Here is a 23,340-nt window from a genome sequence, read left to right as displayed (position 1 = left end):
GGCCTCAATACTCGCGGGTGGGCAGGGCGGCCTCGGCGGCCTTCGCGTCGAAGACGGTCTCGGTCACGGTGACGCGCCGGGGCATGGTCTCGCCGGCCGCGGCCTTGGCGACCAGGTCCATGAGCTGGGGGCCGAGCAGCGGGTTGCACTCGACGACGAAGTTGAGGCGGCCCGCGACGAGAGCGGTGAGCCCGTCCCGGCTGGCGTCCACCGTAATGATCTTGATGTCCTGGCCGGGCTTCCTCCCGGCCTCCTCGATCGCCGCGGCGGCACCGATGCCCTCCTCGTCGTTGTGCGCGAAGACCGCGTCGATGTCGGCGTGCTCGGCCAGGAAACCGGCCATCGCGGAACGGCCGCCGTCGTGGGTGAAACCACCGTCCCGGGAGTCGATCACCTGCAGATCCGGGTCGGCCCTGATCGCCTCGGCGAATCCGGCGAGGCGGCCGTTGGCCGGCGCCGAACCGGTGGTGCCCTCGATCTCCACGATCCGGACCGGGCCGTCGGCCCGCCGGTACTGCTCGACCAGCCACTCGCCGGCCTTACGGCCCTCGGCGACGAAGTCCGAACCGAGTTCGGCGGCATACAGCGAGGTGTCGGTGGTGTCCACCGACCGGTCGGTGACGATCACCGGGATGCCGGCGTCCTTGGCCTCCTGCAGCACGCCGTCCCAGCCGGACTCGACCACCGGGGAGAAGGCGATCACGTCCAGCCTCCGGCTGATGAAGTCACGGATGTCGGCGATCTGCTGCTCCTGCCGCTGCTGACCCTCCCGCAGGTCCAGGTCGACACCGGCGGCCGCGGCGGCCTCCTCGATCGACCTGGTGTTCGCCACCCGCCAGGCACTCTCCGACCCGACCTGGGAGAAACCCAGCGTGATCGGCCCGCCGTCGTCGCCGGCGCCGGTGTCACCGGTGGCCGCGCCGCACCCGGTCAGCCCGGTGACCAGCAGGGCCAGGGCGAGCGCCGTCCGCAACATCACCTCATCTAACGCGAACACCGGACCGGCGGGATGCCGATCCGGTGTTTCGCCACGAGGGTCAGCGCCGGCCGGTGGCCAGCACCGCCAGCAGGTCCCGGGCCAGCGGCGCGGCCAGCAGGTCCTCGACCGGCGCGGGCAGCGCGATCCGCCAGTTCGGGTATTCGTCGACGGTGCCGGGCATGTTCGGGCGCTCGGCGACCCCGGCCGCGTCGTCGAGGGTCGCCACCACGATCCGGGACGGGCAGGCCGCGAGAGCCCGGTGCTGGGCCAGGATCGCCGCCCGGACCTGCTCCGGCCCGGCCGGCGCGGCCGGGTCCAGGCCGGCCTGGCGGGCCAGCGCACCGAGGGTCCGGGCCAGTTCGGCGTCGTCGAAGGTCTTGCCGAGAGCGAGCAGGTCGTCCCGGTCCGAGCCGGTCAGCACCCCGGCGATGGTGGCCTGGTCGTGGGTGCCGGTGGCGCCCACCGAATTCTCCGGATTGCCGCCGGACGCGGCCCCGGCCTCGGTGCGGTAGCCGAGCATGCCGATCGCGGCCATCGTCTCGCGCACCTCCGGCGCGACCGTCCCGATGTCCTCGCCGATGATCCAGGCGCCGGCCCGGTGCGCCTCGATCCGCAGCACCGCGAGCAGCGCGTCCACCGGGTAACGCACGTAGGCGCCGTCACTCACCGGCCCGTCCGCGGGCACCCAGAACAGCCGCCACAGCTGCATCACGTGGTCGATGCGCAGCGCCCCGGCGTGCCGCAGCGACGCCCGGACCAGCGCCACGAACGGCTCGAACCGGGCCGCGGCCAGCGCGTACGGGTCGAACGGCGGCAGCCCCCAGCGCTGGCCCTCCCGGTTCCACGGGTCGGCCGGGCAGCCCACCTCGAAGTCCATGGCGAGCAGATCCTGGTGCAGCCAGGCGTCGGCGGAACCGAAGTCGAACCCGACGGCCGCGTCCAGGCAGACGGTGACACCACTGCGGCAGGCGACGGCCAGCTGCCGGTCGGCCACCCACTGGCACCACATGTGGAAGCGGACCCGGTCGGCGTGCTCGCGGGTGAAGACGGCGACCGCCGGGGACAGCGGGTGGGCGTACCGCTGCGGCCACTTGCGCCAGTCGCCGCCGTGGATCCCGGCCAGCACCGACCAGGTGGCGAAGAGGGTCAGATCGGCGCCCATCTCGCCGGCCCAGGCCCGGAACTCGGCCGGCTCGTCGTGCCGGATGACCGTCCAGATCCGCTCCAGCGCCTCGACCTTGACGCGGGTGACGGCGTCCCGGTCGATCGTCCTGGACTCGTTGAGCGTACGAGCCTCGGCGGCCAGGCCGGACAGGTCGACCCGTTCCGCGCCGGGCGCCTCACCGGGGGCGATGTGCAGGACGTTGAGCCAGCGGCGGCTGGCCGGGCTGTACGGCGAATTCGGCGCGGGCCGCCCCGGCGCCATCGCGTGCACCGGGCTGACCAGCAGCATCCCGGCGTCCCGGGCGGCCACCGAGCGGGCGATCAGGGCCAGGTCCCGGAAGTCGCCGATGCCCCACGAGTCCCGGCTGCGGGCGGCGTAGAGCTGGACCGCGAGCCCGAACGTGCGAGGCGCCTGCGGCAGGTACTCCTCGGCGGCCAGGACCAGGTGCGACACCCCGTCGTCGGTGGTCAGCGTGTGATAGCCGGGCCGGTCCACGATCCCCTCGGCGCGCAGCACGGTGCCGTCCTCGGTGCGCAGCGTGCCGTACAGCCGGGGGTGGTGCCGGCCCGGCGTCGCCACCAGGGTCTGCGGGGCGAGCCGGGCGGTGTGGCCGAACCGGGCGGCCAGGGCCTCCCGGGTCCGGGCCGGGACGTCGCGGTCGACGCCGAAGGAGTCGGTGTACTCCGGCACCACGCCCAGCGCGGCGAGGTCGGTCCCGGTGGTGGTGTGCGGTGCGGCGGTCATGTGCTCACGGTCCCGCCGCGGGGATGTGACCTGGTTCTCCGTACGGTAGCGGGTCGGGTGCGTTGACCTTCGCCGCTAGGGTCGTCGCATGGCTGCTTCCCTTCCGTATCTGCGAATCGTCGGCACCGCCGCCCTGCAAGCCGGCATGAGCGGCATCTGGGTCGCGGTCCGTGACCTGTCCCCGGCCCGCCGCCGCCTGGCCCGGGCCGGCACCGTCGCCGCGCTGACCGCGGTCAGCTTCGTGATGACCCCGGACGAGACCAGCGCCGACGACATCGACGAGATCGAGCTGTCCGCCCAGCCGTTCCCGGTGTCCGATCCGCCGCCCGCGGCCGAGGAGGGTTTCACCGTCGGCAAGAAGGAGGCCGCCCTGCTGGCCGGGGTGGCCGCGCTGTCGATCGCGGCGATCGTCGGCCGCCATCAGCTGGAGAAACGCTGGCTGGCCCGGCTGCGGCGGAACAACCACGCCAACCCCACCCGGGCCTTGGCGGTGCGCATGGCGGGCCTCGATTTCGCCGGGACGCTGGCCATCCAGCTCGCCGAGCGCCACAAGGGCTCCCTGATCGGCCGGTGAGTCGACGCCTGGCAACCGGCGGAAGTCTCCTCCCGCCGGTTGCCATGCCCCCGGAGGCGCGTTGACCGCCCCTCAGTCCCCGTGGGGTGGCGCTGGCCGGGAACACGCCTGTTGCTCTACATTGCAGCTTCGAACCACGCGTGTTGCCCCGCCGCCGCGACTATACGCGGTAAGCAGGTATTGATGTCAACGAGCGTGTACCGCCGCGCGGATCCGCGATACAACTGTTTACCGAACGTCCATCTAGGAGGACTGGTGGCGTCGAACGAGACCGGCCTGCCGGCACTGGACACCCTGGCGGCCCGGCTGGAGTTCCTCTTCGACCGGGTCCGGCCGGCCGGCACCGAGCTCGGTCCGGGCGAGGAGACCGGCCGCCGGTACACCACGAAGGAGATCGCCAACAAGATCAACGAGGCGGGGCGCCGGGACGGCACCGGGGTCACCATCAGCGCCGCGTACGTCGGCGAGATGCGCCGCGGCATCACCACCGACCCGCGCACCTCACACGTGCAGGCGCTGGCCCGCGCGTTCGGCGTCGATCCGGGCTTCTTCGTGGACGACGCGGTCACCCGCCGGGTCCGCGACCAGATCGACATGCTCAACGAGCTGCGCGAGATGAAGGTGCAGCAGGTCGCGCTCCGCCGGGTGCTGCGCCAGCAGGGCCTCTCCGACGACAGCACCCACCTCATCGAACTACTCGTCGACCGCTGCCGCAAACTGGAGGGCCTAGACGGATGACAGATCGCGCGATGCGACGACGGTGTGAGGGGATCCTCGCCGGGCTCGATCTGCCGGACGCCGGTGACGTGCGGGAGTTGTGCGACGTGCTCGCCGAGCGGCAGGGCCGGCCCATCCACCTGGTCGCCGAGCACCTGCCGGCGTCCAGCCCGTGCGGTCTGGCGGTGCGCACCGAGCGTTTCGACGTCATCTTCTACGAGGCCGGCACCAGCCGCCTGCACCAGGACCACATCATCCGGCACGAGCTGGGCCATCTGGTGTGCGGGCACCTGACCGCGCCGGTGCTGGCCGCCGAGGCGTCCCGGCTGCTGCTGCCGGACCTGGACCCGTCGCTGGTCCGTGCGGTGCTGGGCCGGTCCGGTTACAGCGAGGTGGAGGAGAAGGAGGCCGAGATGATCGCCTCGCTGCTGCTGCGCCGGTCGGTGCTGGCCCGCCCGCCGGCCGGGGACGGCGGCACCTCCCCGGTGCTGGACCGGCTGCACCACACACTGATCGATCCCGGGCGGCGGTGACCGGTGTCCTCGGTCGTCTACCCGGTGGTGGCCCTGCTGGCGCTGGTCGCGCTGGCGTACAAGATCCCGCCGTTGATCCGGGATCCGCGCAGCGCGACCCGCCGCGCGCTGGCGGCGATGCTGGCCTGCCTGGTCTGGGCTCCGGCGGCGAACACCCCGAACGTCTACGTCCGGATCGACGAGCTGCTCGGGATGCCGAACATCGCCCGGCTGATCGCGCACTACGGGATCATCGGTTTCGCGGTGTCGGTCCAGTTGCTGCTGCTGCACTGGACGGTCGCCGATCCGCCCCGGCGCAGCACCTGGTTCCGGCTCCTGGCGGCGGGCGCGGCGGCCACCGCGATGGCCGCCTTCTTCACCCTGGCGCCGCTGGACATCACGCTGACCAGCGAATTCACCATCCGGTACGGGGATGCCCCCTGGATGGCCGAGTACATGATGGTCTATCTCGGCTACTTCGTCATCGCCCTGGCCGACATCCTGCGGCTGTCCTGGCGGTTCGCCCGGCTGACCCGGCAGCGGTATCTGCGCATCGGTCTGCGGCTGGTCGGCTCCGGCGCGGTCTTCGGGCTGGCGTACTGCGTGGAGAAGGCGTTCTACATCGGTGCCCGTAACGCCGGCTGGGAGCCGATCCCGGCCGACGTCCAGCAGCAGATGTCGCCGCTGCTCACCGGGCCGGGCTGTGTGCTGATCCTGATCGGGTTCACCATCCCGTCGTGGGGCCCGAAGGTGGCCGCCGCCGGGGCGTGGCTGCGCCGGCTGCGCACCTACCGCCGGCTCTTCCCGCTGTGGGAGCTGCTCAGCCGGGCCACCCCGGAGATCGCCCTGGATCCCGGGCACACCCGGCGGGGCGCGGTCCGCGACATCGAGTACCGGCTGGTCCGCCTGGTGGTGGAGATCCGCGACGGCTGGCTGGCGCTGCGTCCGTGGTTCGACGCCCGGGTGGCCCGGGCGGTGCCCGGCGATGATCACGACCGGGTGCAGGCGGCGGTGCTCGCGGCGGCGGTCCGGGCCAAGGAGCGTGGTGAGACGCCGGCCGAGCGCTGGACCCCGCAGCCGGGCGGTGGCACCGACATCGCCGAGGAGACCGAGCATCTGCTGCGGATCGCGCGGCACCTGGACGGGAAGCGGATGGTGACGTCGTCATGAGCGAGGCCCTGCGGCACATCGAGGCGGTGGCCGCACTGTTGCCGGACGCGCAGCGCGCCGCTCACGCGTACGCGCGCGGGATCGATCTGTTCTCCGGCTCCGATGCGGTCGAGGCGGCCCATCCCAGTGGGCGCGCCTATGTCGCGGCGACCCGGATGGCGCTGCTGCAGAGCGAGGTCAGTGAGGCGCTGCAGGAGATCCGCAGCCGGGACCTGGATCTGGATCCGTCGGCCCGCCGCCCGGACGACGCGCTCAGCCTGGAGCTGGCCGACATCCTGATCCGCACCCTGGAGCTGTCCGAGTATCTCGGTGTCGATCTGGGGGCCGCCCTGGTCACCAAGACCGCCGGCACGCTCGGCGGTTACCGGCACGGCGGGGTCCGGTTCTAGCGAAGCACCGGGAGAGCGGCCAGGCCGCGGGCCCGGAACGACGGCCGCCAGGTCAGTTCGCCGGCCGGGACGGCCAGCCGCAGATCCGGGAAGCGCCGCAGCAGGGCGCCGAGGGCGATCTCCAGTTCGATCCGGGCCAGCGGCGCGGCCACGCAGTAGTGGATGCCGTGGCCGAAGCTCAGGTGAGCGGCCGGGCGGCCGGGGACGACCCGGTCCGGGCCGGGGAACACGTCCGGGTCACGGTTGGCCGCGCCGGGCACCAGCAGAACGGTCGCAGCCTTCGGCACGGTGACTCCCCCGACGTCCACCTCCTCGGTGGTGAACCGGCGCAGCAGGACCGTCGCGGGCGGCTCGTACCGCAGCAGTTCCTCGACGACGGTCCCGCCCGGATCGGCCCGGTCGATCGCCGGGTTCGCCAGCAGGGTGAGCACGCCGGTGCCGATGGCGTGCACGGTGTTCTCGAATCCGGCGAGCAGCAGCAGGAAGGCGAGCGAGGTGAGTTCGTCCTCGGTGAGCCGGTCGCCCTCCGCACGGGCGGCGATCAGCGCGGAGAGCAGGTCGTCGGCGGGGGCGGCGCGTTTGCGGGCGAGCAGGCCGACCAGGTAGGCGTGGACGGCGCCGACCGCCCGCGCCCCGGCGGACCGGTCCGGTGGGACGAGCATGACGTCGGTCCAGGACCGGAAGTCGTCCCGGTCGTCCTCCGGCACGCCGAGCAGGTCGCAGATCACCGTGACCGGCAGTGGCCCGGCGTAGCACCGGACCAGGTCGACCACGCCGTCCGTGGGCAGCGCGTCGAGCAGCTCGGCGGCGGTGCGCTCGATCCGGGGCCGCAGGCCGGCCACCCGGCGCGGGGTGAACGCCTGGGACACCAGCCGGCGGATCCGGGTGTGGTTCGGCGGATCCGTGTTGAGCAGGTTGGCGTCCAGCGCCGGGGGCAGCGAGAAGCCGCGCCAGCTGCCGTCGCCGGTGCGTTTGTCGACGGACAGCCGCGGGTCGGCGAGCAGGGCGCGGACGTCGGCGTAGCGGGTGACCAGCCAGACCGGTGATCCGTCCGGCAGCTCCACCCTGGTCGCCGGGGAGCTGTCGCGCAGACCGGCCCACACCGGGTACGGGTCGCGGAAGAAGGCTTCGGAGACCGGAAGCATGCCCACCTCATCTGCCCCCGGACGGCACACGAAGAAGGGCCGGGCATCCACGGGGGAAGATGCCCGGCCTTTCGCTACAAATCGAATCACATTCATGCCCGGTTCCGCTACTCGGGAGTCATGCCGATCCGGGGAACAGCAGCTCACGACAAGTCATCACGAACCGCTCCGGCCCGCCGATGTTCTGTAGGACGGCGGAAGAAGGGCGCGGTGGTGGTGGGCTGGCGGTGGTATCTCGGCGGGTGCGCGATCGGCGCCGTGGTCTACAACCTGATCCCGTCGGACCCGGTGCAGGCGGTCATCGCCACGGTGCTGCACCTGTCCGGCGCGGTCGCGATCGTCGCCGGGGTCCGCCGGCACCGGCCCGCCCCACGCTGGCCGTGGTACGCGCTGGCCGTCAACGTGGCCCTGTTCGCCACCGCGGACGTCGCCTACTGGCTGCAGACCGTGCTGCTGCGGCGGGACGTCTTCCCCTCGATCGCCGACGCGCTGTACGTGCCGTCCAGCATCATGCTGATCGTCGCGCTGATCGGATTCGCCCGCGCCCGGCGCACCGGCTTGGACATCCCCGGGCTGCTGGACGCGCTGATCCTGTCCACCGGCGGGGCCATGCTCGCCTGGCTCTACGTGATCGCCCCCACCGCCCGGCTCGGTGATCTGACCCTGCTCGGCCGGGCGGTGTCGCTGGCGTACCCGATCCTGGCCCTGCTCGGTCTGACCGTCCTGCTGCGGGTGGCGATCGGTTCCGGGCGCCGGCCGGCCGCCTACCGGATGCTGCTGATCGGCGTGATCACGCTGCTGGCCACCGACACCACCTACACCCTGCTGGAGCTGCACGACGCGTACGCCGCCGGTGGTGTCCTGGACATCGGCTGGATGGTCACGCACGTCCTGTTCGGGGCGGCCGCGCTGCACCCGGCGATGGCCACCGTCTCGCAGCCCACCCCGCCCCCGGCGGAGGGCATGATCAGCCGGTGCCGGCTGATCGCCATGGCCACCGCCGGGCTGATGGCCCCACTGGTGCTGACCATCGAGTGGCTGCAGGACGATCCGCTGGACGTCCCGGTCGTGGTGGCCGGCAGCGTGCTGCTGTTCCTGCTGGTGATGGCGCGGCTGCACGGGGTGGTCGGGCTGTTGGCCGCGTCCCTGGCGGTGGCCCGCGGGCAGGCGCACACCGACCAGCTGACCGGCCTGGCGAACCGGCGGCAGTTCCACGCCCGCTGGGAGCAGACGCTGGCCGGCGGGACCGGGCCGACCGCCCTGCTCTACGTCGACCTGGACGGGTTCAAGGCGGTCAACGACACGCTCGGGCACGAGACCGGCGACGCGGTGCTGGAGGCGGTCGCCGGGCGGATCAGCCAGGCCGTGCGGGTCAGCGACCTGGTCGCCCGGCTCGGCGGTGACGAGTTCGCGGTGATCCTGCCGGGCGCCACCGACGAGCAGGCCGCCGGGATCGCCGCCCGGATCGTGGAGGCGGTGGCCGAGCCGATCCCGGTCGGCGGCGTGCCGGTCCGGGTGGGCGCCAGCATCGGCGTGATCACCGCGCCGGCCGGCGCCGACCCGGAGGGCGAGATCAAACGGGCGGACACCGCGATGTACGCCGCCAAGGCCGCCGGCCGGGGCCGGGTGCACATCACCTAGCTCACCTGGCCAGGGAGGGCATGTCCGGGTCGCTCCAGGCGGTCTGCAGGACCGTGGTGCCGTCGCTGTGCCGGGCCAGCACACCCCGGCCGGGCGGCTGCGGGCGCGGGCGGACCTTGCCGAACAGCTTGCCCTCCTCCGGGCCGCCGGACATCACCAGGACCGGGCTGTCCAGCTGTTCCAGGCGGCGCAGCAGGGGCTCGTACGACGCCCGCGCCGCACCACCGGCCCGCCGCGCGATGATCAGGTGCAGGCCGATGTCCCGGGCGTACGGCAGCAGTTCCACCAGCCCGGACAGCGGGTTCTCGCCGGCCGTGACCACCAGGTCGTAGTCGTCGACCAGGATGAACAGGTCGGGCCCGCGCCACCAGCTGCGGTCCCGCAGCTGCTCGCGGGTGAGGTCCGGGCCGGGCAGCCGGCGCGACATGGCGGCGTGGATCGAGCCCATCGCGTCGGTCAGCACGTGCGCCGACGTGGCGTGGGTGAGCAGATGGTCGCCCTCGACCGCGCCGGTCAGGCTGCGCCGGTAGTCGACGAGCACCAGCCGGGCCTCGTCGAGCGCGAACCGGTCCGCCACCGACCGGGCGATCAGCCGCAGCAGGTTGGTCTTGCCGCACCCCTGATCCCCGAAGATCACCAGGTGGGCGGAGGACTCCGCGTCGTCGAACCGGACCGGCGCCAGGTTCGCCTCGTCGATCCCGATCGGGATGCCCGGCCCGGCCAGCTCGGCGGCCGGCAGCAGGTGCGGCAGCAGCCGCAGGCGGGGCGCCCGCTCGCCCGGCCAGGTCGCCTGGACCAGCCCGACCAGGGCGCCGACACCCTGCGACTCGTCGATCCACGGTACGGCGGTCAGGAAGTGCTGCCCGTCGCGGGTGAGCCCGCGGCCCGGCGACTCGGGCACCCGCTGGGCGGCCCGGCGGTCGATCTCCGATTCGGCCGGATCGCCCAGCCGCAGTTCGACACGGGTGCCGAACAGGTCCCGCACCGGCCCGTGGATCTCCGCCCAGCGGTTCGCGGTGAGCACCACGTGCACCCCGAAACCCAGCCCGCGGGTGGCCAGGTCGACCACCGCGGACGCCTGCTCGCGGTGCTCGTGCCGCAGGGCCGCCCAGCCGTCCACCACCAGGAAGACGTCACCGAACGGGTCGTCCGGGACACCGCCGGTCTGCCCGCTGAACCGGATCTCCCGGGCGTCGATCAGGGCGCTGATCTCGGCCACCGTACGCCGGATGGTGTCGCCGTCCGGGCGGCCGGCCATCCCGGACACGTGCGGCAGCCCGTCCAGCGAGTGCAGGCCTCCGCCGCCCAGGTCGATGCCGAAGAACTGCACCTCGCGCGGGCTGTGGGTGAGGGCCAGGCCGGAGATCAGGGTGCGCAGCAGGGTGCTCTTGCCGGTCTGCGGGGCGCCCACCACCGCGACGTTGCCGGCGGTGCCGCCGAGTTCCAGCACGTACGGCTCCCGCCGCTGCTCGAACGGCCGGTCGGTGATGCCCACCGGCACCGCCAGCCGGCCCGGCCGCTCCGCGTCGATCAGGTCGGTGACACCCGGCGGCACGTCCAGCGGCGGCAGCATGATCCGGTGGGCGGGCCGGGCCGCGCCGGACAGCCGATCGGCGATCGTGTCGAGCACCGGGGTGGCGTACACCGCCCGGAACCGTCGCAGGGTGGACGCGTTCGCCTTGAGGTAGCCGTGCCCGGGTTCGGCGGGCAGTTCGAAGCAGTCGTCGACGCCGAGCACCGCCCGGCTGTCGGCGGCGGAGAAGGTGCGCAGGCCGATCCGGTACGACAGGTGCGAGTCCAGCCCGCGCAGCCGTCCCTGGTCCAGGCGCTGACCGGACAGCAGCAGATGGACGCCCAGGTCGGCGCCGTCCCGGGCGATCTCCAGGAACAGGTCGACCAGGTCCGGCCGGGTCTCCAGCAGGTCGGTGAAGTCCTCGACGGCCACCAGCAGCCGGGGTCGCGGGCCACCGCGCGGATCCCGGCGCCGGTGCAGCTCACCGGCGAGCGCCGCGCGGACCCGTTCGATCTCCGGCAGGTCGGCGATCAGGTGGCCGGCCACCGCCCCGGTGTGCGGCAGTCCCCCGGCCGGGTCGAAGGTCTCGCCGCCCCGGAAGTCGATCAGGAAGAAGTTGAGGTCGGACGGCGCGTGGGTGACGGCGAGGCCGGCGATGACGGTGCGCAGCAGTTCGCTCTTGCCGGAGCCGGTCGCGCCGATGATCAGGCCGTGCGGGCCCTCGGTCAGGTCCAGCTCGACCGGTTCGCCGTCGGGGGTGGTGCCGATCGGTACCCGCAGCCGGTCCCGGTCCGGCCCGGTACGCCAGGTGGACGCCGGGTCGATCGCCTCGGCGCCGTCCAGGCCGAGCAGTTCGGGCAGGCCGTCCGGGCGGGCCCGCCGGGACCGGGAGCGGGGCTTGGCGGCGGCCGGCTCCCGCGTGCCCTCGGTGATCGGACCGGCCGCATCGGTGGTATCGGTGGTATCGGCCGCACCGGCCGGCTGACGGGTGGACAACCGCCGGGCCAGTTCCTCGGCGTGCGCGGCGGTGAGCGAGTCCGGCGTACCCAATGCGGTGGTCTGTCGTGGGGTGTCCACCGCGATCGCGGCGGCCGTGACGTTGAGGCGCAGCAGCCATCGGCCGGCGCCGCCGGGCGCCTGCCCGGACAGGTCGACGACGGTGGTCGCGGCCGGGCCCACCCCGACCAGCCGGCAGCTCGGCGCCACCTCACCGCCGTCCAGCACGACCACCAGGTGCGCGCTGGAGGCCGGGGCCTTCGCGGCCGGGTCGTAGCGGGGCCGGTCGGACAGGTCGGCGCCGAGGGTCCGCTCCAGGTCCTGCAGCGTCTCGAAGACCAGCGTGCCGGCCGCGATCCGGGCGTGCGGCAGCTGCCGCGCCCAGTCCCAGGCGGCCAGCCGGGCGGGCGCCGCGACCACCGCGATCCGCAGTTCGTCCGGCGAGTGCAGGACGGCGAGCTGGCCGATCATCGCCCGGGCCAGGCCGGCCACCGGCTCCCGCTCGCCGCGCAGCGTGACCCGGCTGAACGCCCGCAGCCGCACCGCCAGCGGCAGATGCGGGACGGCGATCGCGGTGCTGGTCTCCAGGTCCTCGATGGCCGCCGGTTCCAGCGCGGCGATGTCCACGGTGGGCGTACGGTCGTCGACGGCGATCCGCACCTCGGCGAAGTCGTCGTCGGTGGGCCGCCGCTCCCACATCCGGGTCGAACCCACCAGCGCCCGCAGGCCGGCCGGTTCCGGATGCCGCCAGAGCAGGGCGGTGCGGTGCCGGCTGAGCTGCCGCAGGTGTTCGGCCGGCGATTCGGTGGTCACCGGTTCGGGCCCGGCCTGCCGCGGCGGCCTACGGAACATCCCCGTGTCCAACCTGTCCTCCTCGACGATCCGGCGGTGACGCAGAAAACGACGATCATCGTAGGAGGCCGGTGCCGCCCGGCATCCCGCCGGGGAGAGGCACCGAGTGGGATGTATCGATTGCTGTAACTATCTGGCAATCTTCGTGCGCAGGTGAAAGCCCGTTCCCCGAACAGAAGGGCCGCTTCATGCGCAATACTGCTCGATTCCTGCTGGCCGCCGCGGTCGCCCTGACCGGCCTGCTGGCCCCGGCCGCCGCAGTCGCCGCACCGGTCGAACCCACCCCCGGCACGATGGTCGTCGGCGGCGAGCCGGCCACCGAGAACTACCCGTTCATGGTCTATGTGTCCGGCTGCACCGGCTCACTGATCAAGGCCAACTGGGCGGTCACCGCGAAACACTGCACCACCCCCTCCTCGGTACGGGTGGGCAGCACCGACCGCGCCGCCGGCGGAACCGTGGTGGCCGTGACCCGCGCGGTCAACCACCCGACCATCGACGTCAAGCTGCTGCAGCTGGCCTCCTCGGTGTCCTACGCCCCCGCACCCATCCCCACCACCTCGGGCGCCGTCGGCACCGCCACCCGCATCATCGGCTGGGGCCAGACCTGCCCGACCCGTGGCTGCGGCTCCGCCCCGCGCGTCGCCAACCAGCTGAACACCTCGATCGTCGCGGACAGCCGCTGCTCCGGCATCAACGGCCCGTACGAGATCTGCACCAACAACACCAACGGCAACTCCGGCGCCTGCTACGGCGACTCCGGCGGCCCGCAGGTCCGCCTGGTCAGCGGCCGCTGGAACCTGATCGGCGTGACCAGCCGGGCCGGCAACAACAACTCCACATGCGCCACCGGCCCGTCCATCTACGGCGACCTGCCCTCCATCCGCGCCTGGGTGAACACCCAGGTCAGCGGCCTCCCCTCCTGATCCGTTCCCCTCTGACGTGGTGAGTTCGGGTGCGGATCGCACCCGAACTCNCCCCCCCCCCCACCCCCCCCACGCCTCTCCGAAAGCCGGCGCAGGCCTCACACTTCCCCGATGTTCCGGCCGCATCCGGGGCCGCACTCCCCCAAGACCGCGTTCCCAGGTCCGCGGCTCCCTCCAGGCCGATGACCATTTCCAAACCCGTCGTGGTACGCCAAACGGGCCCCAGAGATCGGGACGCCCCGCCGGGTCCCCGCGACATCCGCGTCACCGCCGGACCGTCCGGCGAGCGCCGGGCCGAATGCGGTGGTGACCGCAACAAAAACCGTGATCTCGGTCGATTTCCCCACCGCTTTGAGTCCTGCTTCCGGTCGTCTGATCACTTGCGGTCAATCCCTCACGCGGGCGACCCGCTCAGCCGAGACCTTGGTGGATTTACCACCGTTTCCGGTGGTAAATCCACCAAGATCGGCCAGCTCCAGGGCAGGGACATGGACACGGGGAGTGGAGGGCACCCGCGCGAGGAGCACCGTCAGCCGCCGCGGCGGCCGGCTGGGTGAGAAGGATCGTCGCATCGGCCCGGGGCGGAATGTACTCGATGAAGGCGAGACGGATCGCCGGCCACGCCTGCCGGTCAGTGGGTGACCGCACCCCGCATACGCTAGGCGGTCAGGGCGTCCAGGACGAAGGCGCCGCCGTCGGCGCGCAGCAGCAGGAACGTGGGGAGGCTGCGGGTGCCGTCCGGGTTGAAGGTGACCTTGCCGGACGCCACCGTGGTGTCGGTGGTGGTCAGTGCCTGCCGGACGGCTGCCGGGGTGCTGTCGCCGGCCCGGCGGATCGCGTCGGCGGCCACCTGGACCGCGTCGTACGCCTCGACCGTCGACGGGCCGGGGGTGGTGCCGAACGCCGTCCGGAAGCGGGCCGACCAGTCGTCGAGGCTGGGCATCAGGTCCGGGAAGAGCAGCGAGGTGCCGTACACGCCCTCGCTCTGTGCCGGGGTCAGGTCGGCCAGCAGCGGACCGTCGGTGGCCCCGTCGCCGACCACGATCAGGCCGTCGAAGCCTTCGGCGCGCAGATCCTTGATCAGCTGGTTGGCCTCGGCGTAGTAGCCGGTGAAGTAGACCGCGTCGGCTTTCCCGGCCAGCACGGTGCCGGCGATCCGCTGGTAGTTCGGCGCGCCCTGACTGAGTTTGATCTCGTCGGTGACGGTCAGCGCCCCGGTCCGGGCCGCCTCGGCGACGGTGGCGTCGGCCAGGGTGAGCGGGAAGCTGGTGCCGTCGTGCACCACCGCCAGCCGGGTGCCGCCGAGCCGTTTGATCCGGTCCACCGCGAACACCGCCTCGGCGGTGACCGTGCCGCAGATCAGGAAGACGCTGTCGTACCCGGGTTCGATCAGATCGGTCGAGTTGGCCTGCGGGATGACCATCGGGATGCCGGCGTCCCGGAAGATCCGCAGCGTGGGCACCACGGCGCTGCTGCAGTACCCGCCGACCGAGGCCGCGATGTCCTGTCTGACGATCCGCTGGGCCGCGGTGACCGCGGTGCCCGGGTCGCAGGCGTCGTCCTCGGTGACCAGTTCGAGCGGCCGGCCGAGCACCCCGCCGGCCGCGTTGATCTCGTTCACCGCGAGCTGGGCGCCGTTGCGCATCGCCTCACCGGAGTGGCTGCTGCGCCCGGTCAACGGCAGCAGCGCGCCCAGCCGGATGGCCGCCGCCGGCGACGGCCCGGCCTCGTCGGGGGGCTCCGGCGAACCACACGCCGCCAGCGCGATCGTGACCAGCACGGCGGCGATTCCCCAACGTTGCACCACGGCACCCTGTTCGGCGTACCGCGGCAAGGTCTGAGGTGTTTCCCTTGACCCGGGCGGGACCGCGCCGATCTGACCGGTGTGACCTGGACGAACCGCCGGTACAGCGTGCTGATGACGACCGCGCTGGCCGGTGTCCTGCTGGGCCTGGCCGGGTACGTCATCCACGGCACACTGCACACCACCCGGGCCACCGACCAGCAGAGCGACGCCCTGGTGGTGGACATGCTGTTCACCGAGGCCCGGATCGCGGTCGCCATGCAGGAGGTGAACCTGCGGCACTACCAGGTGGAGCCGTCGGTGGCGGTGAAGCAGCGGTTCGAGCAGGTCGCCGCGGACACCGGCCGGGTACTGGCCGAGGTGGCCGGCAAGGGTGATCCGGGGGCGCGGGCCGACGCCGAGCGGCTGCTGGCCGCCCAGGGCCGGTACCGGGAGCTGGCCGAGCGGCTGATCGCCATGGTGGCCGACAGCGATCCGGCGCACGTGCAGCTGGACCGGCTGGAGGTGACTCCGGCGTTCTACTCGCTGCAGAACGACGTGGACGAGGTGTCCCGGGCGTACCACGAGTACGCCCAGGATCAGGTGAGCGCGTTGCGGCGTACCCAGGTGCGGTTGTTGATCGGCACGTCGGTGGGTTTCACGGCCGGCCTGATCCTGCTCGCGATGATCATGAAGATGATGGTCGGCTACCAGCGCCGGCTCGTCGACCAGGCGGACGAGAGCCGGCACCGCTCGCTGCACGACCCGCTCACCGGGCTGCCCAACCGCGACTACTTCCACCAGGAGACCGGCCGCGCGCCGGCCGGCACCCCGGTCGCCATGATCGTCGTCGACCTGGACGGGTTCAAGGCGGTCAACGACACGCTCGGTCACCAGGCCGGCGACCTGCTGCTGATCGAGGCCGGGCGGCGGCTGCACGCCGGCACCGGCGACCGGGGCGTGGTGGCCCGGCTGGGCGGCGACGAGTTCGCCGTGCTGCTGCCCCGGCCCGGCGCCCTGCCGGAGATCGTGGCCCTGGCCGAGCACCTGGTCGCCGAGCTGCGGCGGGACTTCGTGCTGGCCGGCCGCCCGGCGGCGATCAGCGGCAGCCTGGGCATCGCGGTCGGCGCCCCCGGCGACGAGCTGTTCCGGCACGCCGACGCCGCCATGTACCGGGCCAAGGGCAGCGGCGGCGGGGTGGCCGTCTACGAGCCGGGCGACGACACCGGCGAACCCGACCGGATGGCTCTCTTCGCCGACCTGCGGGCCCTGCTCGACGCCGGCGACCCCGCCGATCAACTGCGACTTCACTACCAGCCGCAGGTACGTCTCTCCGACGGCGCCGTGGTCGCCGCCGAGGCCCTGGTGCGCTGGCAGCATCCCGGGCGCGGCCTGCAGATGCCGATGTCGTTCCTGCCGATGGCCGAGCGCGGCGGCCTGGAGATCCCGCTCACCCACCACCTGATCGGGGTGGCGGTCCGCCAGGCCGCGCGCTGGCGGGCCGACGGCCGGGTCTGCCGGGTGTCGGTCAACGTCTCCCCCGGCGCGCTCAGCGACGACGCCTTCGCCGGCCGGGTGCTGGCCGCCCTCGGGGCCGCCGGGCTGCCCGCCGAACTGCTGCGCCTGGAACTCACCGAGACCAGCATCATGCGCGACCCGGACCGGGCCGTGCGGGCGCTGCGCGAGGTGGGCGCGCACGGGGTCAGCGTCTCGGTCGACGACTTCGGCACCGGTTTCAGCTCGCTGGCCCAGCTCCGGCACGTGCCCGCCGACGAACTGAAGATCGACCGCACCTTCGTCCGGGACCTGCGCGACGGCACCCCGGACGCGGTGATGGTCCGCAGCTCCATCGACCTCGGCCACAACCTGGGGCTGGAGGTGGTCGCCGAGGGGGTCGAGGACGTCGAGACGCTGACCCGGCTCCGGGCGATGTCCTGCGACTACGCCCAGGGGTACGTGCTGAGCCGCCCGGTCCCGGCCGAGGATCTGCCGGAGGCCTGCGAACGGGCCCGGGAGGTGGCTCAGGCGGCACTGGCCGCCGGCGCCCCGTACCAGCGGCAGCCGTGACCGCGCCGGTCAGGCGGCCCGCAGGCGTTCGAAGGCGCCGTTGAAGAAGAGCAGCGGCCGGCGGCCCGGGGTGCTCGCCAGGTCGACCACCCGGCCGATGGTCAGGTAGTGGTCACCGGTCTCCAGGTCCCGCTCCAGCTCACAGTCGATACTGGCCAGCACCCCGTCCAGGACCGGGCTGCCGGTGACGCCGGGACGCCAGCCGACGCCGCGCCACTTGTCGGTGCCGCTGCGGGCGAACTGGCGGCACAGCTCCTCCTGCCCGGCCTCCAGGATGTTCACGCAGAACGAGCCGGACCGGCGGATCAGCGGGTACGTCCGGGAGGTGCGCGCCGGGGAGAACACGATCAGCGGCGGGTCCAGGGACAGGCTGAAGAAGGACTGGCAGGTCATCCCGACCGGCTCGCCGTCGAGCACGGCGGTGACCACGGTGACGCCGGAGGCGAACCCGCCCAGCACCCGGCGGAACTCCCGGCCCTGGTCAGACATGGAGGGCCGCCTTGTTCCGGGCCGCCCACGCCGCGGTGATCCCGGACAGCTCGGCCATCCGGGACATCACCACGTAGAGGCCACGGGTGGGCACCGAGGCGCCCAGCTCGACCAGCAGCGGCCGCAGGTGCGTCTCGACGGCCAGCGCGTGGTCCGGTGCCCCACCGGTCATCACCGGCACCGCGACCACCCCGGCCAAGCCGTCGGTCGGGTACCGGTCCAGGAACGCCTTCAGCATCCCGGTGTAGGTGGCCTTGTAGGTGGGCGAGGCGACGACCAGCAGATCACAGCCGGCGACCTTCGCGGTCAGCTCGTCCAGCACCGGGTCGCCCCAGGTGAACAGCCGGCCGGCGTGGTCGGCCAGATCGACGGTCTCGACGACCTCGCCGGGCAGCACGGCGGCGACGGCCTCGGCGACCTCACGGGTCCGGGAGCGGGGCTTGGGGTTGCCCACCACGATCGCGATTCTCATGACTTCCTCTTCACAGTTGCCGGAAAGGGTTCAGCCACCGCGGAGCTGTCCGGAATGGTCGCCAGGCACATCGGTTAGGGATGAGACCGGAGCTGCGGAGAACGGGACTGCTCAGGCGTGCTGCAACGGGGCCGGCTTACCGGCCCCGTCGAAGATCCACACCTCGATGCCCAGGTCACGGGCGGCCCGGGTGGTCCACCCGGACGGGGTGAAGACCTGGGCGACGGTCTCGCTGACGCAGAGCACGGCCCGGCTGTCCGGGAACATCGCGCTGCGCAGCCAGGTCAGTTTGAACATGTCGGCCATCACCTTGTTGCGGTGCAGGGACCGGAAGGTGCCCTGGTTGCCGACCATCTGCACGAGCAGGCCGCAGTCGGTGTCGGCGCCCTCGATCTCCAGCCGGGTGCCGTCGCCGAGATCGATGGACCGGGGCCGCAAGACGACGCCGAACTCGTCACTGAGCGCCAGCAGCATCGCGCGCTCGATGCTCTCCGGGCCGAATCGGCGCCAGCCACGCTCCTCGCCGGCCTCAGACATGGGTACCACCCTACGTCCGTACCGCGGGGAATCGTGGGTGAACCATCGGTGGTTCATCGCGGAGACCACGGCAGCCCCGGCACCGTCTCGCCGCCGGCCAGCCGCCGGGCCAGCCGCTCGTCGGTCCGCATCGCGTCCACCAGCGCCTCCACCGAGGCGAACCGCTCCTGCCACCGGATCAGGGTGATGATCTCCACTTCCGCCGTCCCTCCGTACATGTCCTCGTCACGATCCAGCACATAGGCCTCGGCGGTGCGCGTGCCGGCGCCGAAGGTCGGGTTGGTGCCGATCGACACCAGCGCCACCGCGGACCAGCCGTTCAGGGCGAACCGGCCGAAGTAGACACCGTCCGGCGGCAGGTCCGCCGGGGACTCCACGGCCAGGTTCGCGGTCGGGAACCCCATCGGCCGGCCCCGCCCGGCACCCCGCACGACCCGGCCGGTGATCCGTCGGTCCATCACGCCACCTCCACCTCTGCCGGGACCCGCCGCGGCGTGCGGATCAGGGCCGCGGCCAGGGCCACCGCGGCGAGCAGGAACAGGACCCCCAGCAGTACGCCGGCCGCGGTCGTCCCGGCCGCGCCGGCGACCGCGAAGACGGCCAGCGGGCCGACCGCCGCCCCGAGGTCACCGGCCGTCCGGGTCAGCCCGATCACACCGCCCGCCGCGTCGGCCGCGAACACCTCACCGGTGACCACCCCGGGCAGCACCCCGATCACGCTGGTGGCCAGCGAATACACGACGATCGCCGCGCCGAAGCCCAGCGGCACGTCCAGCAGCGGCAGGCCGGCCAGCGCGATCGCGCCGATCAGCCCGGCCGGCAGCAGCAGGGTGTTGCGGGCGCCCCGGTCCACCCACCGGCCGATCAGCGGCATCGCCGCCAGGCTGGCCAGGGTGCCGGCCGCGGTGGCCAGCCCCAGGGTGAACGGGGTGAGCCCGCCGCTGTCGTAGGCCAGCACCGGGATCAGGCCCTGTTCCCCGGCGAACCGGACCAGGAAGGTGGCGAACGAGAGGGCACACAGCGCCACCAGCAGCACGGTGTTCCCGCTCGGCACCGACGGAGCGGACCGCGCGGCCGGCCGGACCGGAGCCGACCAGTAGCGCGACGCCGGGCGGGCGGCGTCCCAGAGCAGGCAGAGCAGGATCGGCACGGCGGCGACCGCGAACGTCCCGGCCGGGCCGGCCAGCCCGACGACCGAGCCGCCGAGCAGTGCCCCGGCCGCGCCCGCGCTCATCTGCACCACCGTCGCGGTGGCCATCACCGAGCCCCGGCGGCCGGCCGGCGAACCGGCGATCAGCAGCGCGAACCCGATGGTCACCGCCGCGCCGCCGAACACCCCGGCGACCAGCCGGAAGGCCAGCAGCGCGGGCGTGGAGCCGGCCATCCCGGTGAGCGCGGTCACCACGGCCAGCGCCACCGACACCGACCACAGGTAGGCGCGTGGCGGCAGGCGCCGCAGTGCCAGACCGGCCGGAACGTTGGCGATCACCCGGCCGATCCCGAACGCCGCCACCACCGGACCCAGGACACCCACGGCGATCCCGTACGCGTCCAGGTACAGCGGCAGCACCGGCACCGTGACACCCCAGGTCATCTGGGCGGTGCCGATCAGCGCGCAGACCAGGACGGTCTGCTCGACGGTGGACGGGGCGCGCATCAGATCGCCAGGTTCTCGCGCAGGGTCCGGCCCGGGTAGCGCGGGGCCAGCGCACCCCGGCGGCGCAGCTCCGGCGCGAGCAGTTCGGCGACGTCGGTCAGGCCGGACGGCATGGCCAGCGGGCTGGACAGCATGTAGCCGCCGCGCTGCCCGGTCTGGGCGAAGTTCTCCTCCAGGTGGTCGGCGACGGCCACCGGGTCGCCGATCACGGTGTGGTCCAGGCCGGTGGCGCTGGTCCAGCCGTGCTCGAAGAACTCGGTCCGGCTCATCTGATAGTCCTCGCCGTGCTCGGCGAGCAGGGTGCCGATCAGCCCGGACGGCGAGGCCTGCGCCTGCTCGGCCTGTCTGCGCAGCTCACCGAGCGGGAACGAGGACGGCAGCCGGGAGAAGTCGATACCGGCGTTGTGCGACAGGTACGCGCCGACCGCCTCCTCGCTCCAGAAGCCGAGCACCTCGTCGCGGCGGGCGCGGGCCTCGTCGGCGGTGCGGCCCACGATCACCTGGGTGGCCCAGAGGATGCCGACCTTCGCCGGGTCGCGGCCCTGCTCGGTGAGCGCGCTGTCCAGCATGGTGCGGTGCCGCTGCTGGGAGGCGACGCTGCCGCCGAAACCGAACACCAGGTCGGCGAAACGGGCCGAGGCGGCGATCCCGCGGGGCGAGTTGCCGGCCTGCACCAGCACCGGCGCCACCTGAGGGCTGGGCACGCTGGGCAGCGGGCCGCGTACGGCGAAGAATCTGCCCTGATGGTCCACCCGCCGCACCTTGGCCGGGTCGGCGAACCGCCCGGTCTCCCGGTCCCGGACGATCGCGTCCGGGTCGACCGACGCCCACAGCGCCTGGCAGACGTCGATGAACTCCTCCATCCGCTCGTAGCGCTCGCCGTGCGGCATCAGCTGGTCGAAGCCGTAGTTGGCGGCGTCCGCGCCCCGGGTGGAGGCGACCACGTTGAACGCGATCCGCCCGCCGGTGACGTGGTCGAGCGAGTTGAGCAGCCGGGCGGTGTAGAACGGGTGCATGAAGGTGGACGAGTAGGTCAGCCCGAAACCGATGTGGTCGGTGACCGTGGACATCGCCGCGATGATCGGGCTCATGTCGTGGCGCGGCCACTGGACGCCCCACTCCACCGCCGCGTCGATCGAGCCGCGCCAGGTGTCCGGGATGCCGGTGCCGTCGCCGAAGAACAGCATGCCGATCCCGGCGCGCTCGGCGGTCCGGGCCAGTTCCATGTAGAGCCGCGGGTCCGGGAAGTCGGTGCCGACCCAGGAGCCGCGGCGCGCCCACCGGCCCTCGGTGTGCGTGAACGACAGATCGAACGCGAGGTGCATGCCGCTCACGCGGACACCTCCTTCCACAGGTCGGTGAGGGTGGCCGCGTCGGTGCGCACGGCCACGTTGAGTTCGAGCTGGGTGAGGGCGGCCTCGTGCAGGGCCGGGTCGTAGGCGGCGGTGGCGTCGGCCGGGATGACCACCGGCCAGTCGAGCTGGAACGCGTCGGTGGCGGTGGCCGCCACGCAGCATTCGGTGGTCAGCCCGCAGACCGCGAGCCAGCCGATGCCCTCCTGGCGCAGCAGCAGCTCCAGGGAGGTGCCGAGGAAGCCGCTGTACCCCCGCTTGACCACCCGGATCTCGCCGTCGGCGGGCGCCACACCCCACCATTCGGCGCCGGGGGTGCCGAGCACGCACGGCTCGTCCGGGCCGTACGGGGCGTCCGGGTCGCCGGTGCGCAGCCAGAGGCTGGCCCGCCACGGGCGGTCCGGGTCGGTGCCGAGGGCGACCCAGACCACCGGCACGCCCTGGGCCCGCGCCGCGCCGACGAGGCCCGCCACGGTCTCTACCGCGGCGGCGACGGCGGGCAGGTCCGCGCCGTACCCGGCGATGATCTCCGGGTCCGCGAAGGAGCGCTGCACGTCCACCACGACCAGGGCCGGGCGGCCGGTGAGGGAGGCGAGCTTCGGGCTCATCCGGCGGCCCGCAGCCGGGGCAGGACCGCCTCGCCGAACGGGATCATGTCGGCGTGGTAGTCCGGGAAGATCAGCATCAGCCCGTCCAGTTCGGCGGTGTCCACGATCTGGGTGATGTGGGCGAGGACGGTGTCCGGGCCGCCGGTGACGTACGGGGTCTGGAACGCCTCGGCGCCGGTCGCCCCGTCGGCCCAGGCGCGGGCCACGTCGGCCGGGATGCCCCAGGACGTGCGCATCCCGATCAGCGCCGCCTTGTCCAGGCCCGCCGACCAGCGCTTGGCCTTGGCCTCGGCGGCCGCGTCGGTCTCGTCCAGGACCACGGTCAGCATCGAGTACGTCTTGCAGTGCCGTCCGTACTCGGCGGACTTGTCGTGCACGTACCGGGAGAACTCCCGCATCTGGTCCAGGCTGTCGGCGCTGAGGAAGGCACCGTCGGAGTACCGGGCCTGGAAGTCGCGGCCGCGTTCGGACCGGCCGGCGCTGATGATGGTCGGGCGGGTGGCCGGGTGCGGCCGGGACTCGCAGTCGGCGAGGGTGAAGAAGTCGCTCTTCATGGTCACCGTGTCCTCGGTCCAGAGGCGGGTGACGGCCTCGGTCCATTCCTCGGTCATCCGGTACCGGTCGGCGTGCGACAGGTCCTCGTCCCAGAGGCCCATCTGGCGGAACTCGTCGGCGTACGAGCCGTTCACGATGTTCATCCCGGCCCGGCCGCCGGAGACGTCCTGGAGGGTGGTGAACATCTTCGCGGCGATCGCCGGATGGTGCACGTTGGCGTGCATGGTCGCCCAGATCTTGACCGTGGAGGTGGCCTCGGCCAGGGCGGACATCAGGGTCATCGACTCCAGGGTCTGCCCCCAGTGGTCGGTGCTGCCGCCGAAGCCCTTCCACTTCGCCATCGACATGATGAAGTCGAGGCCGATCTTCTCGGCGTCGGCCGCCACCCGGCGGTTGTAGGCGTAGGTCGCCTCCGGGTGCGGAGCCGTCTCGGAGATCATCCAGCCGCCGTTTCCGATCGGCAGGAACACTCCATATTCTTTGTCGGACATCGATAC

21 protein-coding genes are annotated in these 23,340 nt (G+C 72.9%); 8 read left to right on the top strand and 13 right to left on the bottom strand.

Going from position 1 to position 23,340, the window contains the following annotated elements:
- Positions 1-4: 4 nt before the first annotated feature.
- Together ACQ0O7_RS24625 and malQ are read right to left on the bottom strand one after the other, a co-directional pair.
- Positions 5-976: an ABC transporter substrate-binding protein gene (locus ACQ0O7_RS24625; protein WP_430784672.1), complete on the bottom strand. Its 972-nt coding sequence runs from the start codon at positions 974-976 to the stop codon at positions 5-7.
- Positions 977-1,037: 61 nt separating this feature from the next.
- Positions 1,038-2,888: a 4-alpha-glucanotransferase gene (gene malQ, locus ACQ0O7_RS24620; protein WP_430784670.1), complete on the bottom strand. Its 1,851-nt coding sequence runs from the start codon at positions 2,886-2,888 to the stop codon at positions 1,038-1,040.
- A gap of 88 nt (positions 2,889-2,976) precedes the next feature.
- Here malQ and ACQ0O7_RS24615 point away from each other — a divergent pair, with 88 nt between their 5' ends.
- The 5 genes from ACQ0O7_RS24615 to ACQ0O7_RS24595 all read left to right on the top strand — a co-directional run bounded on the left by ACQ0O7_RS24615 (position 2,977) and on the right by ACQ0O7_RS24595 (position 6,250).
- Positions 2,977-3,462 carry a hypothetical protein gene (locus ACQ0O7_RS24615; protein WP_430784668.1) on the top strand — a complete coding sequence of 162 codons (486 nt, stop codon included), beginning with the start codon at positions 2,977-2,979 and terminating at the stop codon, positions 3,460-3,462.
- A 255-nt stretch (positions 3,463-3,717) separates the two neighbouring features.
- Positions 3,718-4,200 carry a hypothetical protein gene (locus ACQ0O7_RS24610; protein ID WP_430784666.1) on the top strand — a complete coding sequence of 161 codons (483 nt, stop codon included), beginning with the start codon at positions 3,718-3,720 and terminating at the stop codon, positions 4,198-4,200.
- 11 nt (positions 4,201-4,211) lie between these two features.
- Positions 4,212-4,712 (top strand): hypothetical protein, encoded by a 501-nt coding sequence (locus tag ACQ0O7_RS24605; protein WP_430784664.1) that lies wholly within the window; start codon positions 4,212-4,214, stop codon positions 4,710-4,712.
- Between the two features lie 3 nt (positions 4,713-4,715).
- Positions 4,716-5,861, top strand: coding sequence for an MAB_1171c family putative transporter (locus tag ACQ0O7_RS24600; protein ID WP_430784662.1), 1,146 nt, complete (start codon positions 4,716-4,718; stop codon positions 5,859-5,861).
- On the top strand, positions 5,858-6,250 hold the full coding sequence (locus ACQ0O7_RS24595; RefSeq protein ID WP_430784660.1) for a hypothetical protein: 393 nt from the start codon (positions 5,858-5,860) through the stop codon (positions 6,248-6,250). Before ACQ0O7_RS24600 ends, ACQ0O7_RS24595 begins: the two co-directional genes overlap by 4 nt.
- Here ACQ0O7_RS24595 and ACQ0O7_RS24590 read toward each other — a convergent pair.
- A complete protein-coding gene (locus tag ACQ0O7_RS24590; protein ID WP_430784658.1) occupies positions 6,247-7,395 on the bottom strand; it encodes a cytochrome P450 family protein in 1,149 nt (382 codons plus the stop codon). The genes ACQ0O7_RS24595 and ACQ0O7_RS24590 overlap by 4 nt on opposite strands.
- A gap of 210 nt (positions 7,396-7,605) precedes the next feature.
- Between ACQ0O7_RS24590 and ACQ0O7_RS24585 the strand changes: the two genes are divergently transcribed.
- Positions 7,606-9,036 (top strand): diguanylate cyclase domain-containing protein, encoded by a 1,431-nt coding sequence (locus ACQ0O7_RS24585; protein ID WP_430784656.1) that lies wholly within the window; start codon positions 7,606-7,608, stop codon positions 9,034-9,036.
- 1 nt (position 9,037) lies between these two features.
- Here ACQ0O7_RS24585 and eccCb read toward each other — a convergent pair whose 3' ends face one another.
- Complete coding sequence (gene eccCb, locus ACQ0O7_RS24580; RefSeq protein ID WP_430784654.1) at positions 9,038-12,397, bottom strand: type VII secretion protein EccCb; 3,360 nt, start codon at positions 12,395-12,397, stop codon at positions 9,038-9,040.
- Between the two features lie 188 nt (positions 12,398-12,585).
- Between eccCb and ACQ0O7_RS24575 the strand changes: the two genes are divergently transcribed.
- A complete protein-coding gene (locus ACQ0O7_RS24575; protein WP_430784652.1) occupies positions 12,586-13,323 on the top strand; it encodes a S1 family peptidase in 738 nt (245 codons plus the stop codon).
- Between the two features lie 658 nt (positions 13,324-13,981).
- Here the strand turns inward: ACQ0O7_RS24575 and ACQ0O7_RS24570 are convergent.
- Positions 13,982-15,127, bottom strand: a complete 1,146-nt coding sequence (locus tag ACQ0O7_RS24570; protein ID WP_430784650.1) for a branched-chain amino acid ABC transporter substrate-binding protein — start codon at positions 15,125-15,127, stop codon at positions 13,982-13,984.
- Between the two features lie 81 nt (positions 15,128-15,208).
- On the opposite strand from ACQ0O7_RS24570, the gene ACQ0O7_RS24565 reads away from it, so the two are divergent.
- Positions 15,209-17,173: a putative bifunctional diguanylate cyclase/phosphodiesterase gene (locus ACQ0O7_RS24565; protein ID WP_430784648.1), complete on the top strand. Its 1,965-nt coding sequence runs from the start codon at positions 15,209-15,211 to the stop codon at positions 17,171-17,173.
- A 9-nt stretch (positions 17,174-17,182) separates the two neighbouring features.
- Here ACQ0O7_RS24565 and ACQ0O7_RS24560 read toward each other — a convergent pair whose 3' ends face one another.
- From ACQ0O7_RS24560 to ACQ0O7_RS24525, 8 genes are all read right to left on the bottom strand, one after another.
- Complete coding sequence (locus tag ACQ0O7_RS24560; RefSeq protein WP_430784646.1) at positions 17,183-17,662, bottom strand: flavin reductase family protein; 480 nt, start codon at positions 17,660-17,662, stop codon at positions 17,183-17,185.
- The gene (locus ACQ0O7_RS24555; protein WP_430784644.1) at positions 17,655-18,134 is read right to left on the bottom strand and encodes an NADPH-dependent FMN reductase; all 480 of its coding nucleotides are present in this window, start codon (positions 18,132-18,134) and stop codon (positions 17,655-17,657) included. The genes ACQ0O7_RS24560 and ACQ0O7_RS24555 overlap by 8 nt, the downstream gene beginning before the upstream one ends.
- A 111-nt stretch (positions 18,135-18,245) precedes the next feature.
- Complete coding sequence (locus tag ACQ0O7_RS24550) at positions 18,246-18,671, bottom strand: hypothetical protein (RefSeq protein ID WP_430784642.1); 426 nt, start codon at positions 18,669-18,671, stop codon at positions 18,246-18,248.
- A 53-nt stretch (positions 18,672-18,724) separates the two neighbouring features.
- Positions 18,725-19,129 (bottom strand): riboflavin kinase, encoded by a 405-nt coding sequence (locus ACQ0O7_RS24545; RefSeq protein WP_430784640.1) that lies wholly within the window; start codon positions 19,127-19,129, stop codon positions 18,725-18,727.
- Positions 19,129-20,328 carry an MFS transporter gene (locus ACQ0O7_RS24540; RefSeq protein WP_430784638.1) on the bottom strand — a complete coding sequence of 400 codons (1,200 nt, stop codon included), beginning with the start codon at positions 20,326-20,328 and terminating at the stop codon, positions 19,129-19,131. The genes ACQ0O7_RS24545 and ACQ0O7_RS24540 overlap by 1 nt, the downstream gene beginning before the upstream one ends.
- Positions 20,328-21,653, bottom strand: coding sequence for an NtaA/DmoA family FMN-dependent monooxygenase (locus tag ACQ0O7_RS24535; protein ID WP_430784745.1), 1,326 nt, complete (start codon positions 21,651-21,653; stop codon positions 20,328-20,330). The genes ACQ0O7_RS24540 and ACQ0O7_RS24535 overlap by 1 nt, the downstream gene beginning before the upstream one ends.
- A 5-nt stretch (positions 21,654-21,658) precedes the next feature.
- A complete protein-coding gene (locus ACQ0O7_RS24530; protein ID WP_430784636.1) occupies positions 21,659-22,288 on the bottom strand; it encodes a cysteine hydrolase family protein in 630 nt (209 codons plus the stop codon).
- Positions 22,285-23,334: an LLM class flavin-dependent oxidoreductase gene (locus ACQ0O7_RS24525; RefSeq protein ID WP_430784634.1), complete on the bottom strand. Its 1,050-nt coding sequence runs from the start codon at positions 23,332-23,334 to the stop codon at positions 22,285-22,287. The genes ACQ0O7_RS24530 and ACQ0O7_RS24525 overlap by 4 nt, the downstream gene beginning before the upstream one ends.
- Between the last annotated feature and the right edge of the window lie 6 nt (positions 23,335-23,340).

The sequence above is a fragment of the Actinoplanes sp. G11-F43 genome (assembly GCF_050589265.1).
Lineage (GTDB): Bacteria > Actinomycetota > Actinomycetes > Mycobacteriales > Micromonosporaceae > Actinoplanes.
This window is presented reverse-complemented; position numbering and strand designations above follow the sequence as displayed.

What these genes read in the sequence shown, in the direction of transcription:
- ACQ0O7_RS24625 (WP_430784672.1), bottom strand. Translation starts at nt 976, where the DNA reads ATGTTGCGGACGGCGCTCGCCCTGGCCCTGCTGGTCACCGGGCTGACC.
- malQ (WP_430784670.1), bottom strand. Translation starts at nt 2,888, where the DNA reads ATGACCGCCGCACCGCACACCACCACCGGGACCGACCTCGCCGCGCTG.
- ACQ0O7_RS24615 (WP_430784668.1), top strand. Translation starts at nt 2,977, where the DNA reads ATGGCTGCTTCCCTTCCGTATCTGCGAATCGTCGGCACCGCCGCCCTG.
- ACQ0O7_RS24605 (WP_430784664.1), top strand. Translation starts at nt 4,212, where the DNA reads ATGCGACGACGGTGTGAGGGGATCCTCGCCGGGCTCGATCTGCCGGAC.
- ACQ0O7_RS24595 (WP_430784660.1), top strand. Translation starts at nt 5,858, where the DNA reads ATGAGCGAGGCCCTGCGGCACATCGAGGCGGTGGCCGCACTGTTGCCG.
- ACQ0O7_RS24590 (WP_430784658.1), bottom strand. Translation starts at nt 7,395, where the DNA reads ATGCTTCCGGTCTCCGAAGCCTTCTTCCGCGACCCGTACCCGGTGTGG.
- eccCb (WP_430784654.1), bottom strand. Translation starts at nt 12,397, where the DNA reads ATGTTCCGTAGGCCGCCGCGGCAGGCCGGGCCCGAACCGGTGACCACC.
- ACQ0O7_RS24575 (WP_430784652.1), top strand. Translation starts at nt 12,586, where the DNA reads ATGCGCAATACTGCTCGATTCCTGCTGGCCGCCGCGGTCGCCCTGACC.
- ACQ0O7_RS24560 (WP_430784646.1), bottom strand. Translation starts at nt 17,662, where the DNA reads ATGTCTGACCAGGGCCGGGAGTTCCGCCGGGTGCTGGGCGGGTTCGCC.
- ACQ0O7_RS24555 (WP_430784644.1), bottom strand. Translation starts at nt 18,134, where the DNA reads ATGAGAATCGCGATCGTGGTGGGCAACCCCAAGCCCCGCTCCCGGACC.
- ACQ0O7_RS24550 (WP_430784642.1), bottom strand. Translation starts at nt 18,671, where the DNA reads ATGTCTGAGGCCGGCGAGGAGCGTGGCTGGCGCCGATTCGGCCCGGAG.
- ACQ0O7_RS24545 (WP_430784640.1), bottom strand. Translation starts at nt 19,129, where the DNA reads ATGGACCGACGGATCACCGGCCGGGTCGTGCGGGGTGCCGGGCGGGGC.
- ACQ0O7_RS24540 (WP_430784638.1), bottom strand. Translation starts at nt 20,328, where the DNA reads ATGCGCGCCCCGTCCACCGTCGAGCAGACCGTCCTGGTCTGCGCGCTG.
- ACQ0O7_RS24535 (WP_430784745.1), bottom strand. Translation starts at nt 21,653, where the DNA reads ATGCACCTCGCGTTCGATCTGTCGTTCACGCACACCGAGGGCCGGTGG.
- ACQ0O7_RS24530 (WP_430784636.1), bottom strand. Translation starts at nt 22,288, where the DNA reads ATGAGCCCGAAGCTCGCCTCCCTCACCGGCCGCCCGGCCCTGGTCGTG.
- ACQ0O7_RS24525 (WP_430784634.1), bottom strand. Translation starts at nt 23,334, where the DNA reads ATGTCCGACAAAGAATATGGAGTGTTCCTGCCGATCGGAAACGGCGGC.